This is a genomic window from Xanthobacter autotrophicus (assembly GCF_029991245.1).
GTDB lineage: Bacteria > Pseudomonadota > Alphaproteobacteria > Rhizobiales > Xanthobacteraceae > Xanthobacter > Xanthobacter autotrophicus_C.
In genome coordinates, this window is record NZ_JAIVFO010000104.1 from 1 (window position 1) to 16,562 (window position 16,562).

Annotated in this window: 16 protein-coding genes and 1 pseudogene; 14 read left to right on the forward strand and 3 right to left on the reverse strand. The window is 68.3% G+C overall.

Annotated features, from left to right (window positions below; all coding sequences use genetic code 11):
* The 11 genes and pseudogenes from K9U41_RS16290 to K9U41_RS16340 form a co-directional block, all read left to right on the forward strand.
* Positions 1-652, forward strand: a pseudogene (locus K9U41_RS16290) (replication-associated recombination protein A); the annotation flags it as partial.
* Positions 653-716: 64 nt separating this feature from the next.
* Complete coding sequence (locus K9U41_RS16295) at positions 717-932, forward strand: hypothetical protein (protein ID WP_282641902.1); 216 nt, start codon at positions 717-719, stop codon at positions 930-932.
* Positions 929-1,207, forward strand: coding sequence for a type II toxin-antitoxin system RelE/ParE family toxin (locus K9U41_RS16300; protein WP_282641903.1), 279 nt, complete (start codon positions 929-931; stop codon positions 1,205-1,207). The genes K9U41_RS16295 and K9U41_RS16300 overlap by 4 nt, the downstream gene beginning before the upstream one ends.
* A gap of 18 nt (positions 1,208-1,225) precedes the next feature.
* Positions 1,226-1,621, forward strand: coding sequence for a fluoride efflux transporter CrcB (gene crcB, locus K9U41_RS16305; RefSeq protein WP_282641904.1), 396 nt, complete (start codon positions 1,226-1,228; stop codon positions 1,619-1,621).
* A gap of 84 nt (positions 1,622-1,705) precedes the next feature.
* Complete coding sequence (locus K9U41_RS16310; protein ID WP_282641906.1) at positions 1,706-2,800, forward strand: RluA family pseudouridine synthase; 1,095 nt, start codon at positions 1,706-1,708, stop codon at positions 2,798-2,800.
* A 256-nt stretch (positions 2,801-3,056) separates the two neighbouring features.
* A complete protein-coding gene (locus K9U41_RS16315) occupies positions 3,057-3,695 on the forward strand; it encodes a TRAP transporter small permease subunit (protein ID WP_282641907.1) in 639 nt (212 codons plus the stop codon).
* A 145-nt stretch (positions 3,696-3,840) separates the two neighbouring features.
* Positions 3,841-5,655 carry a TRAP transporter large permease gene (locus K9U41_RS16320; RefSeq protein ID WP_282641925.1) on the forward strand — a complete coding sequence of 605 codons (1,815 nt, stop codon included), beginning with the start codon at positions 3,841-3,843 and terminating at the stop codon, positions 5,653-5,655.
* A 178-nt stretch (positions 5,656-5,833) separates the two neighbouring features.
* The gene (locus tag K9U41_RS16325) at positions 5,834-6,490 is read left to right on the forward strand and encodes a zinc ribbon domain-containing protein (RefSeq protein ID WP_282641908.1); all 657 of its coding nucleotides are present in this window, start codon (positions 5,834-5,836) and stop codon (positions 6,488-6,490) included.
* On the forward strand, positions 6,487-7,215 hold the full coding sequence (locus K9U41_RS16330) for an HAD-IA family hydrolase (RefSeq protein ID WP_282641909.1): 729 nt from the start codon (positions 6,487-6,489) through the stop codon (positions 7,213-7,215). Before K9U41_RS16325 ends, K9U41_RS16330 begins: the two co-directional genes overlap by 4 nt.
* Before the next feature lie 10 nt (positions 7,216-7,225).
* A complete protein-coding gene (locus tag K9U41_RS16335) occupies positions 7,226-8,044 on the forward strand; it encodes an ATP12 family chaperone protein (protein WP_282641910.1) in 819 nt (272 codons plus the stop codon).
* A gap of 112 nt (positions 8,045-8,156) precedes the next feature.
* Positions 8,157-8,531 (forward strand): TfoX/Sxy family protein, encoded by a 375-nt coding sequence (locus tag K9U41_RS16340; RefSeq protein ID WP_282641912.1) that lies wholly within the window; start codon positions 8,157-8,159, stop codon positions 8,529-8,531.
* 60 nt (positions 8,532-8,591) lie between these two features.
* On the opposite strand, the gene K9U41_RS16345 is transcribed toward K9U41_RS16340, so the two are convergent.
* Positions 8,592-10,241 (reverse strand): DEAD/DEAH box helicase, encoded by a 1,650-nt coding sequence (locus K9U41_RS16345; RefSeq protein ID WP_282641913.1) that lies wholly within the window; start codon positions 10,239-10,241, stop codon positions 8,592-8,594.
* Positions 10,242-10,577: 336 nt separating this feature from the next.
* Here K9U41_RS16345 and K9U41_RS16350 point away from each other — a divergent pair, with 336 nt between their 5' ends.
* Positions 10,578-11,738 (forward strand): MFS transporter, encoded by a 1,161-nt coding sequence (locus tag K9U41_RS16350; protein WP_282641914.1) that lies wholly within the window; start codon positions 10,578-10,580, stop codon positions 11,736-11,738.
* Positions 11,739-11,756: 18 nt separating this feature from the next.
* On the opposite strand, the gene parE is transcribed toward K9U41_RS16350, so the two are convergent.
* Complete coding sequence (gene parE, locus K9U41_RS16355; RefSeq protein ID WP_282641915.1) at positions 11,757-13,793, reverse strand: DNA topoisomerase IV subunit B; 2,037 nt, start codon at positions 13,791-13,793, stop codon at positions 11,757-11,759.
* A gap of 76 nt (positions 13,794-13,869) precedes the next feature.
* Here parE and K9U41_RS16360 point away from each other — a divergent pair, with 76 nt between their 5' ends.
* A complete protein-coding gene (locus K9U41_RS16360) occupies positions 13,870-14,124 on the forward strand; it encodes a hypothetical protein (RefSeq protein WP_282641917.1) in 255 nt (84 codons plus the stop codon).
* A 183-nt stretch (positions 14,125-14,307) separates the two neighbouring features.
* Complete coding sequence (locus K9U41_RS16365) at positions 14,308-14,985, forward strand: response regulator transcription factor (RefSeq protein ID WP_282641918.1); 678 nt, start codon at positions 14,308-14,310, stop codon at positions 14,983-14,985.
* A gap of 192 nt (positions 14,986-15,177) precedes the next feature.
* Here the strand turns inward: K9U41_RS16365 and K9U41_RS16370 are convergent, their stop codons facing one another.
* Positions 15,178-16,488 (reverse strand): HlyD family type I secretion periplasmic adaptor subunit, encoded by a 1,311-nt coding sequence (locus tag K9U41_RS16370; protein WP_282641920.1) that lies wholly within the window; start codon positions 16,486-16,488, stop codon positions 15,178-15,180.
* Positions 16,489-16,562 lie beyond the last annotated feature (74 nt).

The window sequence follows — 16,562 nt, forward strand, 5'->3', positions numbered from 1 at the left end:
GGCGGGGGAGGTGTTCGACGTGGCGGCCCTGGCCGACGTGGTGCAGCGGCGCGCGCCCATCTACGACAAGAGCGAGGACGGCCACTACAACCTCATCTCCGCCCTGCACAAGGCGGTGCGCGGCTCGGACCCGGATGCGGCGCTGTATTATTTCGCCCGCATGCTGGATGCCGGAGAGGCGCCCCTGTTCCTCGCCCGGCGTATCGTGCGCATGGCGGTGGAGGACATCGGCAATGCCGATCCGCAGGCGTTGGTGGTCGCCAACGCGGCCAAGGATGCCTTCGACTTCCTCGGCTCGCCGGAGGGGGAGCTGGCCCTGGCGCAGGCGGTGGTCTATGTGGCCACCGCGCCCAAGTCGAACGCCGTCTACAAGGCCTTCTCGGCGGCCAAGCGCGCGGCGAAGGAAGGCGGCTCGCTGGTGCCGCCCAAGCACATCCTCAACGCCCCCACCAAGCTGATGAAGGGCGAGGGCTACGGCGCCGGCTATCGCTACGACCACGACGCGCCCGATGCCTTCTCCGGCCAGAACTATTTCCCCGAGGCCCTCGGCCGGCAGAGCTTCTACCACCCGGTGGAGCGCGGCTTCGAACGGGAGATCAGGAAGCGCATGGACTATTGGGCGCGCCTGCGGGCCGAGCGCGGCGAGCCGTGACGGCGCGCCGCCGGTGCGCGGCACGCCGCTCTGGCGTATGCTTCAGGAACACATGGAGCCGGCCATGACCAAGCTGATGCGCGAACTCATCGAGAGGCTCGAAGCCCTGCCCGACGCCGAGCAGGATGCACTCGCCCGTGAATTCCTCTCGGTGCTCGAAGGGGAGGTCTATGTGCTCACCCCCGAGCAGGAGGAGGAGGTGCGCAAGGCGCTGGAGGACGGCGAGCCGAACGCGAGCCCGCAAGAGGTCGAGGCCTTCTTCGCGCGCTTCCGCGGATGAGGATCGTTTTCCGCGCGCGGGCCCTGCGGCATCTCCGTGAGATCGAGCACCATATCGGCCAAGACAATCCAAAGGCGGCGGCGCGGGTGATCGGCCGGCTCGAAACCGCCATCAACACCCTTGCCGATCATCCCTTTTCCGCCCCGGCAGGGATGGTGCCCGGAACCCGTCAGCTGACCCTTCCAGGCAGCCCCTACCTTGTCGTTTATCGCGTCGCAGGCGATGAAATCACCATACTTGCGGTGCTCCATGCCGCACGGCGCATTCGCTCCTGACCCCCGCCCGGACTGGCCATGATCTTCACCCTTCCCCCCGCTCTCGTCGTCTTCCTCGGTGCCGGCCTCGGCGGTGTCGTGCGGCATTTCATCAACATGGCGGTGCCCAAGCTGCTCGGCGTCGACTTTCCCTTCGCCACCTTCTTCATCAACGTGTCCGGCAGCTTCCTCATGGGGATCATGGTCGGGTATCTGGCGTTCAAGGACGGCGAGTTCTGGAACCAGACCATGCGGCTGTTCCTGACCACCGGCATCCTCGGCGGCTACACCACCTTCTCTACCTTCTCGCTGGATTTCTTCCTGCTCATGGAGCGCGGCGCCTACGGTTCCGCGCTCGCCTATGTGACTGGCTCGGTGGCGCTTTCCTTCATCGCCGTGTTCGCCGGCATCGCCGTCATGCGCGCGCTGACGTGACGGACGGCGCCGGTTGCTCTATTGCTGCCGTTCCGGTTCCAGGCGCCCGTTCGCAAGACATTTGTTCAAAGGACATTTCGATCCATGGCCGTCGCGATGAAGACCGTGGCCGAGGACGAGGCTGGCATGCGCCTCGACCGCTGGTTCAAGGTCCATTTTCCTGATCTCTCCTTCGGTCACCTGCAGAAGCTGGTGCGCACCGGGCAGGTGCGCGTGGATGGCGGGCGGGTAAAGACCTCGTCCCGCGTCGAGCCGGGCCAGAGCGTGCGCATTCCCCCCCTCGGCGACGAGCCGCAGGACGAACCGGCCGGCAAGCCGGGTGCCGGGGGCAAGGCGGCCGAAGCGGGCAGGGCTTCCGCTCCGGGCGAGGCGTCCGGCGCTGCCGACGCGCCGGCCAAGCCGCGCCAGTCCTTAAGCGCCGCCAGGCGCAAGGAGGACGAGGACCGCGCCTTCCTGAAATCCATCACCCTGTTCGAGGACAAGGACGTGATGGTGCTGAACAAGCCCTTCGGCCTTGCCGTCCAGGGTGGCTCGGGCACCTATCGCCATATGGACGGCATCCTGGAGGTGCTGCGGGACAAGGACGGCCAGAAGCCGCGCCTGGTCCACCGCATCGACAAGGACACCTCCGGCTGCCTGCTGGTGGCCAAGACGCGGCTCGCCGCCTCGGTGCTGGCCAAGAGTTTCCGCTCGCGGGAGGCGCGCAAGGTCTATTGGGCGGTGGTGCCCGGCGTGCCGAAGCCCAAGCAGGGGCGCATCTCCACCTATCTTGCCCGCGACGAGGACGAGGAGAAGATGCGCGTCGCCCGCCACGGCGAGGACGAGGCGAGCCACGCCATCACCTATTATGCCGTGGTGGACCAGGCGGCGCAGAAGATGAGCTGGCTGTCGCTGAAGCCGGTGACGGGCCGTACCCACCAGTTGCGCGCCCACCTTGCCCATATCGGCCACCCCATCGTCGGCGACCCGAAGTATTTCGACATCGAGAATTGGGAGCTGCCGGGCGGCCTGCAGAATCGCCTGCATCTGCTGGCGCGACGGCTGGTCATTCCCCATCCCCGCGGGCAGGGGCTGATCGACGTGTCGGCGCCGCTGCCCCATCACATGGCGCAATCCTTCGCCGTGCTGGGCTTCGATGCCTCCCAGTACGATCCCATCCTCGAGGCGCCGGAGGGATGAGACGGCTCGTCGCCGTCCCGCCCGCCCTGGTCCGACGTTCCGGCAAGGCTTTAGATCGGGACTTGCACGCGTGAGCTTCGGCGCGGACGCGGGAGATGCGACCTTCGTCTAATGCGGGCGGGCGTTGGGCGCGGGGTTCTCGCGTGCGGCTTGAAGTCGCCGCGTCTTTGCCTATGGTGCCGCGCCAAGGCCGCATGGCCAAACAAGAAGCAACCCGAAAAGCGGCACCAGCCGCGCGCCCAGGGAAACGGTTTCCATGTCCATCCTGCTCGCCCTCGCCCGGGGCATCGATGCCATGAACATGCGCATCGGCAAGGCGGCCTCCTGGCTGATCCTTGTTGCCATCCTCGTCTCGGCGGCCAATGCCGTGGTGCGCAAGCTGTTCGACCTCAGCTCCAATTCCTGGCTGGAGCTGCAATGGGTGCTGTTCGCGGCGGTGTTCCTGCTGTGCGGGTCCTGGACGCTCATGGACAACGAGCACATCCGCATCGACATCGTGAACGCGCGCCTCACCAAGCGGGTGCGGGACGGCATCGACATCTTCGGGCACATCTTCTTCCTGCTGCCCTTCTCCATCCTGCTGCTGTGGACCTCCTGGCCGTTCTTCCTGTCGTCCTGGTCCATCAACGAGCAGTCGCTGAATGCCGGCGGCCTGCCGCAGTGGCCGGCCAAGCTGCTGGTGCCGCTGGGCTTCTTCTTCCTCACGCTGCAGGGCTTCTCCGAGCTGATCAAGCGCATCGCCATCTTCACCGGGCGGATGGAGGACCCCAACGAGCGGGAGGGCGGCAGCCACGCAGCGCTGGCCGCCGAGGCGGAGCGCCTGCTCGCCGAGGTGGAGGTGCCCGGCGCCGGCACGCCGGTCTCCCCGGCCTCTTCCCCCGCACCCAAGCACTGACGGAGCGCGAGACATGTTCAACGCCCGCCTTCTGAAGGCGCGTTTCGTCGCCGCCGCGCTGGTGCTCGCCCTGGTGCTCGCCGTGGTCCTGCCCGATGTGGCCTTCGCGGCCGAGCCGGGGTTCCGCGGCTGGTTCATCCACAACATGGCGCCCATCATGTTCGGCGCGCTGGTGGTGTTCCTGCTGCTGGGCTACCCGGTGGCCTTCTCGCTGGCCGCCAACGGCCTTATCTTCGCGCTGGTCGGCATCTGGCTGGGCCTGTTCGAGCCGAAGTTCCTGCAGGCGCTGCCCGAGCGCGTCTACGGCACCATGAACAACGAGGTGCTGCTGGCGGTCCCCTTCTTCACCTTCATGGGCCTCATCCTCGAGCGCTCCGGCATGGCGGAGGACCTGCTCGACACCATCGGGCAGGTGTTCGGCTCCATCCGCGGCGGCCTGGCCTATGCGGTGATCTTCGTGGGCGCGCTGCTGGCGGCCACCACCGGCGTGGTGGCGGCCTCGGTGATCTCCATGGGCCTCATCTCCCTGCCCATCATGCTGCGCTACGGCTACGACCGGCGCGTGGCCTCCGGCGTCATCGCCGCCTCGGGCACGCTGGCGCAGATCATCCCGCCGTCCCTCGTGCTCATCGTCATGGCCGACCAGCTGAACCGCTCGGTGGGCGACATGTATGAGGGCGCCTTCGTGCCCGGCCTGCTGCTCGCCGGCCTCTATGCCCTCTACATCTTTCTGGTCTCCACCATCTTCCCAAGCGTCGCCCCCGGCCTGCCGCTGGAGGCCCAGACCCTGCGCGATCCGGACCAGAAGATCGTGCCCTCCCGTGTCCTCGGCGCCATCGCCGCGGCGGGCTTCGCCTTTCTGATCGCGACCGGCTCCCTGCCGCATCTCACCGCCGGGCTCATCCCCGGCATCGCCAATCAGGCGGTGTGGGGGGCGGTGGCCTTCGTGCTGCTCTATTTCGTCATGTCCGGCACGGCGCGGCTGCTGACGCCCTCGCTGTTCATCGTGCTTACCATCGCCATCGCCGGTGCCCTGTTCCTGATGACGGAAACGGGGGTGAAGTTCGGCGCGGACTATGTGGTGCTCACCATGTCCGCCACCGTGGGCCTCGCCTTCGTGGTGGCGGTGATCAACCGGTTGTTCCGCCTCGGCCTGCTCTCCAAGCTCGCCGAGCAGGTGGTGTTCGTGATGGTGCCGCCGCTGGCCCTCATCTTCCTGGTGCTGGGCACCATCTTCATCGGCGTCGCCACGCCGACCGAGGGCGGCGCCATGGGCTCGGTGGGCGCGCTCATCCTCGCCTTCGCCCGTGGCCGGCTGAAGTTCGACCTGATGCGGCAGGCCACCTATTCCACCGCCAAGCTCTCGGCCTTCGTGCTGTTCATCCTGCTCGGCGCGCGCGTGTTCTCGCTCACCTTCTACGGCGTGGACGGCCACAAGTGGGTGGAAGAGCTGCTGGTGTCGCTGCCCGGCGGGCAGCTGGGCTTCCTCATCGCGGTGAATGCGCTGGTGTTCGTGCTGGCCTTCTTCCTCGATTATTTCGAGCTGGCCTTCATCATCATCCCGCTCTTGGGGCCGGCGGCCGACAAGCTCGGCATCGACCTCATCTGGTTCGGCGTGATGCTGGCGGTGAACATGCAGACCTCGTTCATGCATCCGCCCTTCGGCTTCGCCCTGTTCTTCCTGCGCTCGGTGGCGGCCAAGGTGCCCTACATCGACCGGGTGACGGGCAAGCTGATGCAGCCGGTCACCACCGGCCAGATCTATTGGGGGGCGGTGCCGTTCGTCTGTATCCAGCTGGTCATGGTGGCCCTCATCATCCTGTTCCCGGGCATGGTGACCCACTACAAGAGCGGCGGGGTGCAGCTCGACCAGAACCAGATCCAGCAGCAGTTCGAGAACCTCTCGCCCGGCCTCGACGCCACGACGCCACCGCCGCTGGACCTCGGCTTCGGCAAATAGGACCGCGCGCCTTGCCCTGCTATGGGCGCATTCGGATCGGACATCACGAGGTGGACAAACGCGAAGCGGACGGCATGACGCCGGCCGCTTCCTCGTGCATCTGTGGTGGATCGTCCCACGATGCCGATTCGCGGCGGTGCCCCGCGTGCGCGGGGGTGAATTGGCGGAGGTGAATTGAATGAACCCCAGGCCCGACTTCTGTCCCGGCTGCGGGGCGCAGGTCTACCCGGAGGAGGCCAGTTGCCCCTTCTGCGGCCGCAAGCTGCACACCAGCTTCCTGATGCCCTTCCTGGTGGGGCTCGGCGGCACGGCGGTGGCTGTCGCATCCGGCGGTCTCGTCTGGTGGGTCATGTCGGCGCCGCCCGCGGAGCTTGAGGCCGGCGCGCCCCAGAGCGCGGTGGTTGCGCCCGCGCCGCAGGCTGCCGTGGCCCCGCCTGTCCCCACCGCCCAGACCGCCCCGGCCACCGCCTCGCCCCAGGCCGGGAGCGGGCAGGGCGCCGGCGGCACCCAGGAAGCGGCGCTGCCGCTGCCCACGGTGAACGGTCCCATCACACCGCCGGCGGCGGATGCCACGGCGCGCCGGGCGTTTGCCAAGAGCAAGCAGGAGAGCTTCGCCCAGAACGGCCTCGACCTCACGGTCACGGCCGGGGGCGAGGACGCGACCATCCTCACCATCAAGTTCAACTTCCCGGCCAAGACGGCGGCGGAGCTGATCGTCTCGGGTCCCTTCCCCAAGCAGTGCGAGCAGCGGGGGTTCCGTCAGGTCCTGTTCGTGGACCCGTCGGGCATCACGTGGGTATATGATGTGGCGACCCAGCAGATGACGCAGAAATGACCCCCCCAGAGAGCGAAGCCGACCCCGCCCCGGATGCCGCGCCCCTGAAGCTGGTGCTGTTCGATTGCGACGGCACGCTGGTGGACAGCCAGCACATGATCGTCGCCGCCATGCGCGACGCCCATGCGGCCCACGGCGTGGTGCTGCCCGAGCGGGACCGGCTGCTCTCGGTGGTGGGTCTCTCCCTGCCGGAGGCGTTCGCCACGCTCTCGCAGGGCGACCGGGCCTATCCCATAGAGGCCCTGGTGGACGCCTATCGCAACGCCTTCACCCGTCTGCGCAACGCCGAGCCCCCCGAACCCATGTTCGAGGGCGCGCGCGAGGTGCTCGACGCTTTGCGCCGGCGCGACGACGTGCTGCTGGGCATGGTCACCGGCAAGGCGCGCCGGGGCGTGGACCGGGTGCTGAAGGCCCACGACATGGAAGGCTGGTTCGCCACCATCCAGACCGCCGACGACGCGCCCTCCAAGCCCCATCCGGCCATGGTGTTCCAGGCCATGGGGGAGATCGGCGTGCGGCCGGAGGAGACGGTGGTGGTGGGCGACACCACCTACGACGTCTCCATGGCGTTGCAGGCCGGGGCCTCGGCCCTGGGCGTCGGCTGGGGCTATCACGAGGTGGCGGATCTGGAGCGGGCCGGGGCGGACCATATCGTCCACCGGTTCGACGAGGTGCCCGCCGCCATCTTCGATCTTCTGGCGCGCCGCCGCGCCATCGCCGGATAGGAGACGGATCATGGGTGATCCCTCAGGGGCCGATCCCACCGGGCCCCAGACCCTGCGCGATTTTCTGGAGGGCATCGAGGAGCCCGTGGCGGGAGACGATCCCGTCGCCCGCGCCCGCGCCGCCCAGCGCACGCCGCTGCCGAAGCGCTTCTACACCGATGTCAGCGTCGGCGAGGCGGACGGCGGCTTCACCATCCTGCTCGACGGCCGGCCGGTGCGCACCCCCGCGCGGGGCCTGCTGCTGGCGCCCACGCGTCCGCTGGCCGAGGCCATGGCCGCCGAATGGGCGGCGCAGGAGAAGGAGATCAACCCCTTCTTCATGCCGCTGACGCGCCTCGTGAATGTCGCCCTCGACCGGGTGGGGCCCGAGGCCGAGGCAGTGCGCGACGAAGTGGTGGGCTATGCCGGCTCCGACATGCTGTTCTACCGGGCCGACGGCCCCCAGACGCTGGTGAACCGGCAGGCGGAGCAGTGGGACCCGGTGCTCGACTGGCTGAGCGGCAGCCACGATGCCCGCTTCTTCCTCTCGGAAGGCATCCGGCACGTCACCCAGCCGGACGCGTCGCTGGAGCGGGTGCGGGCGCTGGTGCCGCAAACCCCGCTGAAGCTCGCCGCCGTCCATTCCATCACCACGCTCACCGGCTCGGCCCTGCTGGCGCTGGCGGTGGCCGAGGGCGCGCTCGATGCGGACGCCGCATGGGCCGCAGCCCATGTGGACGAGGATTTCAACCGCGAGCAATGGGGCGAGGACGAGATCGCCACCGCCCGCCGCGCGGCCCGCCGCACCGAGATGGACGCCGCCGCCCGGCTGCTGGCGCTCATCACCTGATCCGCGCAGCCTGCGCGCTCTGAGCAGGTGAAAGGTCCGCGGGGCGCTTGAGCAAAATCCTCTCGCGCCGCTCGAAGAATGGGGCCGGTGGCCTGAAGTCAGGGGGAAAGGGATGGACGAGGACACCATCGCCGACCTCTTCTCCGCCTTCGGCGCGGTGCGCACGCGGCGCATGTTCGGCGGCCGTGGCCTCTATGCGGACGGGCTGATGTTCGCCATCGAGGTCAGGGGCACCCTTTACCTGAAGGCCGACGCCGACCATGCCGCCCTGCTTGAGAGCCGCGGCTCGGTGCCCTTCTCCTACCTCGCCAAGGGCGCGGTGCGCACCATGACCGGCTTCTGGTCTGTGCCGGAGGCAGCGCTGGACGATGGCGAGGACCTCGCTGCGCTCGCCCGCCGTTCCCTCGCGCTCGCCCGCGCGGCTGCCGCGCTGAAGCCGGTGAAAAAAACCGGAGCCCGACCCAAAAAGAAAACCCCGCGCGGCTGACCGGCGGGGTTGTTCCGTGGTGATCCGCCGGCGCTCCGAAAGGCGCGTCGGCGAGAGGGGTCAGCCGGCCTTCACGCGCACCGGGCGCAGGAGGAAGGCGGGCAGGTGGCTCATGTCCGCTGGCTCGCTGGCGGGGGCGCGTTCGCGGCGCACCGGCCGGGCTTCGGGAGCCTCCTCACGGGCGGGACGACGGCTGCGTTCCTGCCGTTCGGGACGTGGCGCGCGGGTTTCCGCCTCCACGCGGGGCTCGCTGGCGCGCGCCTCGCCTGCCGGGGCTTCGCGCTCGCGACGGGGTTCCCGCTCCCGACGGGGCTCACGTTCCGGACGCGGTGCGCGCTCCGCACGGGGCTCGCGTTCTGGACGCGGCTCGCGTTCCGCACGCGGCTCGCGCGCGACGCGGGGTTCACGTTCTGCACGGGGCTCGCGTTCTGGACGGGGCTCTCGCTCCGCACGGGGTTCGCGTTCTGCACGCGGCTCGCGCTCGGGACGGGCCTCGCGGGGTTCCTTCTCCACGCGGCGCTTGCCGCGCAGCCGGCCGCCGTCTTCGCGGCGTTCCCGCCGCTCGGACGCGGGCGGGGCATCGCCCAAAGGCGCACCGTGCCAGGGCACGGCATTGCCGATCAGCTTCTCGATGGCCGTCACCGACTTGGCATCGGTATGGGTCACCAGCGTGTAGGCCGTGCCGGCACGCCCGGCGCGGCCGGTGCGGCCCACGCGATGCACATAGTCTTCCGAATGGTGGGGCACGTCATAGTTGAAGACGTGGCTCACCGCCGGAATGTCGAGCCCGCGGGCCGCCACGTCGGACGCCACCAGCAAGGTGGCCTCGCCGGCGCGGAACTGGTCGAGGGCCTTGATGCGGGCGTGCTGGTCCATGTCGCCATGGAGCGCGACGGCGTTGAAGCCGTGCTTCTGCAGCGAGCGGTGCAGCACCGCCACGTCGCGCTTGCGGTTGCAGAAGATGATGCCGTTCTGCAATCCCTCGCAGTTACGGATCAGCTCGCGCAGCACGTCGCGCTTGTCGTAGTCCTCCCGTCCGGAGGCGACCAGCATGTGGGTGACCGTGGCGGCGGTGGAGGCCGGCTTCGACACTTCCACGCGCACCGGATTGGACAGGAACTGGGAGACGAGGCGCTGGATCTCCGGCGGCATGGTGGCCGAGAAGAACAGGGTCTGGCGGGTGAAGGGCACCAGCTTGCAGACGCGCTCGATGTCCGGAATGAAGCCCATGTCCAGCATGCGGTCGGCCTCGTCGATGACGAGCACCTCGATGCCGGACAGGAGCAGGCGTCCGCGCTCCACGTGGTCGAGCAGGCGGCCGGGGGTGGCGATGAGCACATCCACGCCGCGTGCCAGCTTGGAGTCCTGATCGCCGAAGGACACGCCGCCGATGAGCAGGGCGACGTTCAGTTTGTGGTTCTTGCCGTAGCGGGTGAAGTTCTCTTCCACCTGCGCCGCGAGTTCGCGGGTCGGCTCCAGGATGAGGGTGCGGGGCATGCGGGCGCGGGCCCGTCCGTGCTCCAGCAGCGTCAGCATGGGAAGGGTGAAGGCGGCAGTCTTGCCGGTGCCTGTCTGCGCGAGGCCGAGCACATCTCGGCGCGCCAGCACATGGGGGATGGCCTGGGCCTGGATGGGCGTCGGCTGCGTGTAGCCGGTGTCAGCGACTGCCGCGAGGACCTTTTCGCTCAGGCCGAGTTCGGAAAATGACATTGCATCTTTTGGATGCGGCGGCGCGCCGCTGATCGAACGTCCCGTGCCGTACGGGCTCAGACGAGGGGTCGTCGGTCGGCGCGCTAGATTCGACATATCTCGGACGACGCATAGCAACATATGAAAATTGTGCGCCGTGTCAATGTTTTCCGGCTCGAAACCCGGATCCGTGGGAAACAACGGCCATCCAACGCCCGAACGAACTTCCATACCGCCCCCACCATGCGTCGTCGGAATGCGTAGGCGTCTTGCCATGCGTTCGGGACAAGTCTTGCGACTTGACCGCCGGGGCACCCCGCCGCAGGGATGCCCCTCCTCGTCCGGCGGCGGATACCGATGCCCTTTCTTCTCGTCCTCGGCCTCGCGGCCTTCGCGAGCGCATTCTCCATGCGCGCCGTCGATCCGATGCTCAACATCCTCGCCGCGGACCTGAAGGTGACGCTGCAGGAGGTGGCGCTGCTCGCCAGCGCCTTCACCCTGCCTTACGCCACCATGCAGCTGCTGTTCGGCCCCATCGGCGATGCGGTGGGCAAGGTGCGGCTGATCCGCTTCAACCTCGCCATGCTGGCGGTGGGGCTCGCCGTCTCGGCGCTGGCGCCCGGCCACCGGGAACTGCTCGCCGCCCGGGTGGTGTCGGGGGCGTTCGCGGGGGGCATCATCCCCGTGGTGCTCGCCACGGTGGGGGATCGCGTGCCCTACGAACGGAGGCCGGTGGCGCTCAGCCGGGTGCTGCTGGCCCTTGTGCTGGGCCAGCTGGTGGGCTCGGCGGCAGCGGGGTTCATCGCCGAATATGCGGGCTGGAGGCCTGTGTTCTGGTGTGCGTTCGCCGTGGCGGCCGTGGCCTGCCTGTCGGCCATGGCGGGGATCACCGAGGAGCGGGCGCGCCAGCCCCTGTCGTTCGGCGCGGCCCTCGCCCGCTACCGGACGGTGCTGAAGAACCCCCTGTCCCTCAAGGTCTATGCGGTGGTGGCGGTGGAAGGCGCGCTCACCTTCGGGGTGTTCCCGCTGGCGGCGCCGCTGATGGTGGAGCACGGCCTCGGCGATGCGGTGGAGGCCGGCCTGGTGCTGGGCGCCTTCGCCATCGGCGGCGCCTTCTACACCTTCGCCGTGCCGTTCCTGGTCCGCCACCTGGGGCTCGCCGGCATGGTGGGGGTGGGCGCAGCGGGCGTGGGCGTGCTGCTCATGGCGGCCGCCATCGGGCCGAGCCTCGCGGTGGTGATCGCCTTGTTCGCCGCCGCGGGCTTTGCCTTCTATATGATCCACAACGTGCTGCAGATCCTCGCCACCGAGCTGTCGGCGGAGGCGCGGGGCTCGGCGGTGTCGCTGTTTGCCTCGGCCTTCTTCGTGGGGCAGGCGGTCGGGGCCATCGTCCTTGCCCATGCGGCGGGGCTTCTGGGCGCGGCGCCGGTGTTCGCCGTGGCGGGGCTCGGCATGCTGATCCTCGCCGTGCCTGCCAGCCTGCTGCCGCCGCGCAAGGCCAGGGTGACGACAGGCTGAAGGCGCGAAGCCCGCGCCTCAGATGTCGAGCATCTCCTCGCCGGCGAAGGCCGCGCGTTCGGAGATGAAGGCGAAGCGCGCCTCCGGCTTGTTGCCCATGAGCCGTTCCACGACGTCGGTGGTGGCCGCCTGCTCGGCATCCTCGATGGCGACGCGCTGGAGCGTGCGCGTGCGCGGGTCCATGGTGGTTTCCTTCAGCTGAGCCGGCATCATTTCGCCGAGGCCCTTGAAGCGGCCCACCTCCACCTTGCCCTTGCCGGTGAACTCCTTCTTCAGCAGCTTTTCCTTATGGGCGTCGTCCCGCGCATAGAGCGTCTTGGCGCCCTGCGTGATGCGGTAGAGCGGCGGCACGGCGAGGAAGAGGTGGCCGTCCTCGATCAGCTTCGGCATCTGCCGGAAAAAGAAGGTGACCAGCAGCGAGGCGATGTGGGCCCCGTCCACGTCGGCGTCGGTCATGATGATGACCTTCTCGTACCGCAGGTCCGCGTCGCGGTAGTGGGACAGCGTACCGCAGCCCAGCGCCTGGCCGAGGTCGGCGAGCTGCTGGTTCTGGGCCAGCTTGTCCCGGGTGGCGCTGGCGACGTTCAGGATCTTGCCGCGCAGGGGCAGCACGGCCTGGGTCTTGCGGTCGCGCGCCTGCTTGGCCGAGCCGCCGGCCGAGTCGCCCTCCACGATGAAGATCTCGGAGCCGGCCGCCTCGGTATTGGAGCAGTCGGCCAGCTTGCCGGGCAGGCGCAGCTTGCGCACGGCGGTCTTGCGGGAGACTTCCTTCTCCTGCTTGCGGCGCAGGCGCTCCTCGGCGCGGTCGATGACGTGCTCGAGCAGCCGGCTCGCCTGCACCGGATTGGCGGCCAGCCAGTGGTCGAACGGGTCGCGCAGGCCCTGTTCCACGATGCGGGCGGCCTCGGCGGTGGCGAGGCGGTCCTTGGTCTGGCCCTGGAATTCAGGCTCGCGCACGAACACGGAGAGCATGGCGGCGCAGCCGGTGATCACGTCGTCGCCGGTGATGACCGAGCCGCGCTTGCCCTGGCCGGAGCGCTCGGCATGGTCCTTCAGCCCCTTCAGCAGCACGGCGCGCAGGCCGTTCTCGTGGGTGCCGCCATCGGGGGTGGGGATGGTGTTGCAGTAGGAAGAGATGGAGCCGTCCGCGTCCGCCACCCACGCCACCGCCCATTCCACCGAGCCGTGGCCCTTCGGCTTCTGGATGCGGCCGGAGAAGATGTCCGAATGCACCAGCGTCTGGCCTTCGAGGTCGGCGGCGAGATAGTCGCGCAGGCCGCCGGGGAAGCGGAAGCTGGTCTTCTCCGGAACGCCCTCGATGCCCTTCAGCAACTCAGGATCGCAGGACCAGCGGATTTCCACCCCGCCGAACAGATAGGCCTTGGAGCGCGCCATGCGGAACACCCGGGCCGGCTCGAAGCGGACGGCCGGGCCGAAGATCTCGGGGTCGGGATGGAAGCGCACGCGGGTGCCGCGCCGGTTGGTGATGCGGCCGACTTCCTTCAGCTTGCCCTGCGGCACGCCCTTGGAAAAGCTCTGGCGGTAGAGGGTCTGGTTGCGCGTCACCTCGACTTCGAGGTCGTCGGAAAGCGCGTTCACCACCGAGATGCCGACGCCGTGGAGGCCGCCGGAGGTCTCATAGACCTTGCTGTCGAATTTTCCGCCGGCGTGCAGGGTGGTCATGATCACTTCGAGGGCCGACTTGCCGGGGAACTTCGGGTGTTCCTCCACCGGAATGCCGCGCCCGTTGTCGGCGACGATGAGGTAGCCGTCGGCGGCCATCTGCACCTCGATGAAGGTGGCATGCCCGGCCACCGCCTCGTCCATGCAATTGTCGATCACCTCGGCGAAGAGGTGGTGCAGCGCCTTCGAATCGGTGCCGCCGATATACATGCCGGGCCGGCGCCGCACCGGCTCCAGCCCCTCCAGCACCTCGATGTGCGCGGCGGTGTAGTCGGCATCCATGGCCGGCACGGCGGCTGCCGCCGCCTTGGCCGGCTTGCCGGCGGGCTTCTGACGCGGGGTGGAGCCGAAGAGATCGTCGGATTGGGACATGGAGCCTGATTAACCGAAGTGGAGGGGCGAGGGCAGTGCTATTCGTCGCGTCGACCCCGCCTGGGTGCGGCGCATCATGGCCGCCGCCGAAGAGTGGTGCGCCCGCGCCCCGGACGCAAGCCCGAGCCTTGCGCTACGTAAGCTTGGCCACCCCGAGCCCGACGATTCTGCGGCGCGAAGATTAACAGAGGGTGATGCCCATTTCGGCTTGAAAGCGGAGTTGAATTGGTTGCAATGCAGCGTAACCGAAATGACATATTTTGAGGATAGCGAAGTAATCGAACGGCGGGAAAATTTTACCATCTTCGACTATCAAAGATTTGCAATCTGAGAACTTGAACGCCTTTCTTTAATGATTATAGTGAGTCGTCTCGACGGGTTATAGAGCGCGATCCGAGCCGGTTGAATAAATTTGCTCGGTGAATCGCGCTCTAAATCAAGCAAGGGAACGCGTTCTCCGATCCGCCTGCGATGCAAGTGGATCGGCGCGTGCGCAAGCCCGGGGGTATGTAGCGTGTGCGCAATTTCGGTTGCGGTCGTAGACGACCATCCGATCGTTGTCGAAGGGATCGTGACGGTTCTCGAAAAGACGGGGACTTTCAGCGTCGTCTCGACCGGCAGCGGTGTGAATGACATTCTCGGGACCGCCCAGAGCCACGGACCCGACGTGATCGTCGTGGACCTTACCATGCAGGGCGATGTGATCGGGGCGGTGTCCCAGGTGCGCGAGGCGTTTCCGGCGACCCGCATCGTGATCTTCACCGCCTCCAACAATGCGGAGCTGGCCGCCAAGGCGCTCAGTTCGGGGGCGTCGGCCTTCGTGCTGAAGGGATCGCCCCAGGGCGACCTGATCCAGGCCATCACCTGCGCCATGGCGGGGGAAACCTATATCACCCCGAGCTTCGCGGCGCGCATCATCGCCGAGCTGGAAGCCAAGGCCCGGCAGCAGCGCGCCCGGCAGGCCATGCACCTTTCCATCCGCGAGGACCAGATCGTCCAGCTCCTGCTGCTCGGCAAGAAGAACAGCGAGATCGCGCGGGCGCTGGCCCTCAGCGAGAAGACGGTGAAGGGCTATATGTCCACCCTCATGCAGAAGCTGCATGTGCGCAACCGCGTCGAGGTGGTCATCGCCGCGCAGAACCTCAACGGGACGCCGGAGGCCGGTGCCCAGGTGTCCAGGCGCAGCGCCTGAGGCCGGCGGAGACGGGAAAGCCGTCCGAGCTTTCTACAGATGTCATGGCCGGGCTTGTCCCGGCCATCCGCGCGGCCGGGCCGGCGCAAAGCTTTGAACAGGGTGCAGGCGGCGCGGCGTGGATGCCCGGCACAAGGCCGGGCATGACGGCGAAGCAATCAACTCAACACCGTGACATTTCCAAACGGGCTCTCACTGCTCGCGGAACGCGCGGTTGAAGTGGTCCATCAGCGGCTTCGCCAGATAGGCGAGGGCGGTGCGCTCCACGCCGGAGATGAACACCTCCACCGGCATGCCCGGGACCAGCTCGCGATCGCCAAGCTTCGTCAGGTCGTCATCAATGGCGATCTCCACGATGTAGGACACCGTTCCCCCCACCGGGTCGCGGATGGTGGCCGGCGAGACCTGCGCCACCCGCCCGCGCAGTTCGGGCGTGGTGTTCTGGTTGAAGGCGGAGAAGCGCAGGCGGGCGGGCTGGCCGCGCTCCACCTGGTCGATGTCGGTGGGCGCCACCTTCGCCTCCACCCGCAGGCGGGCGTCGGCGGGCACCAGGGTCACCACCTTCGCGGCGGGCGTGATGACGCCGCCGATGGTGTAGACGCTCAGTTCGTTCACCCGGCCGGTGAGCGGCGCGCGCAGCTCGGTGCGCGAGAGCCGGTCCTCGATCACCACGCGCCGGTCGTTCAGCTCGGAGATGCGGGCCTCCAGTGTCCTCAACTCGCGCTGGGCTTCGGTGCGGGCATTCTGGTCGAGGGCGATGATCTGCAGGCGGGCATCGGTGATGCGCACGTTGGCGCGGGCCATGGAGGCCTCGATCTCGCCCTTCTCGCCGTTGATCCGCGCCCATTCCCGGTTGAGGGCATGGACCCGGCTGCCGTCGGTGAGCCCCTTGTTGAACAGATAGACCACCTTTTCCCGCTCGAGGCCGAGCAGCTCGGTTTCCTCGATCTTGGCGGAGCGGCGGGCATTGAGCCCGCGGATCTCCTCGCCGGTCTGGATGATGGCAAGTTCCAGTTGCTCGGACTGGCTCCGGCGGGTGAAGCGGTTGCCGTCGAACAGGCGGGCCTCGTCGCGGGTCACCATCGCCACGTCAGGCGCGAGGGTATGGATCTCCTTCGGGAATTCGATGCGCTCCAGCCCGTCGCGCTCGGCGAGGAGGCGCGCGCGCCGCGCCAGAAGCTCGATGAGCTGCACCCGCACGATGGACAATTCCGCCCGCGAGGCGGTGTCGTCGAGCCGCAGCAGCACCTGCCCCGCCTGTACCAGGTCGCCCTGCTTCACGGCGATCTCGGCGACGATGCCGCCGTCGCGGTGCTGCACCTCCTTCAGGTTCTGGTCCACCGTCACCGTGCCTTGCGCGATCACGGCGCCGTTGAGCCGGGCATAGGCGGCCCATCCGCCGCAGCCGGCGAACAGCACAACCGCGAGGGCAAGGCCGGCCGCCACATGGCTGCGGAGCTGGAAGATGGGCTCGTCGCGGGACAGATCGCTCTCCTTGTTCATGGCGTCTCTCCGTCAGGCCAGGGCCAGCGCGTCGGGGGTGGGGGCCGGTGCCGCAGCGTCGGTGTCGTCCGGCG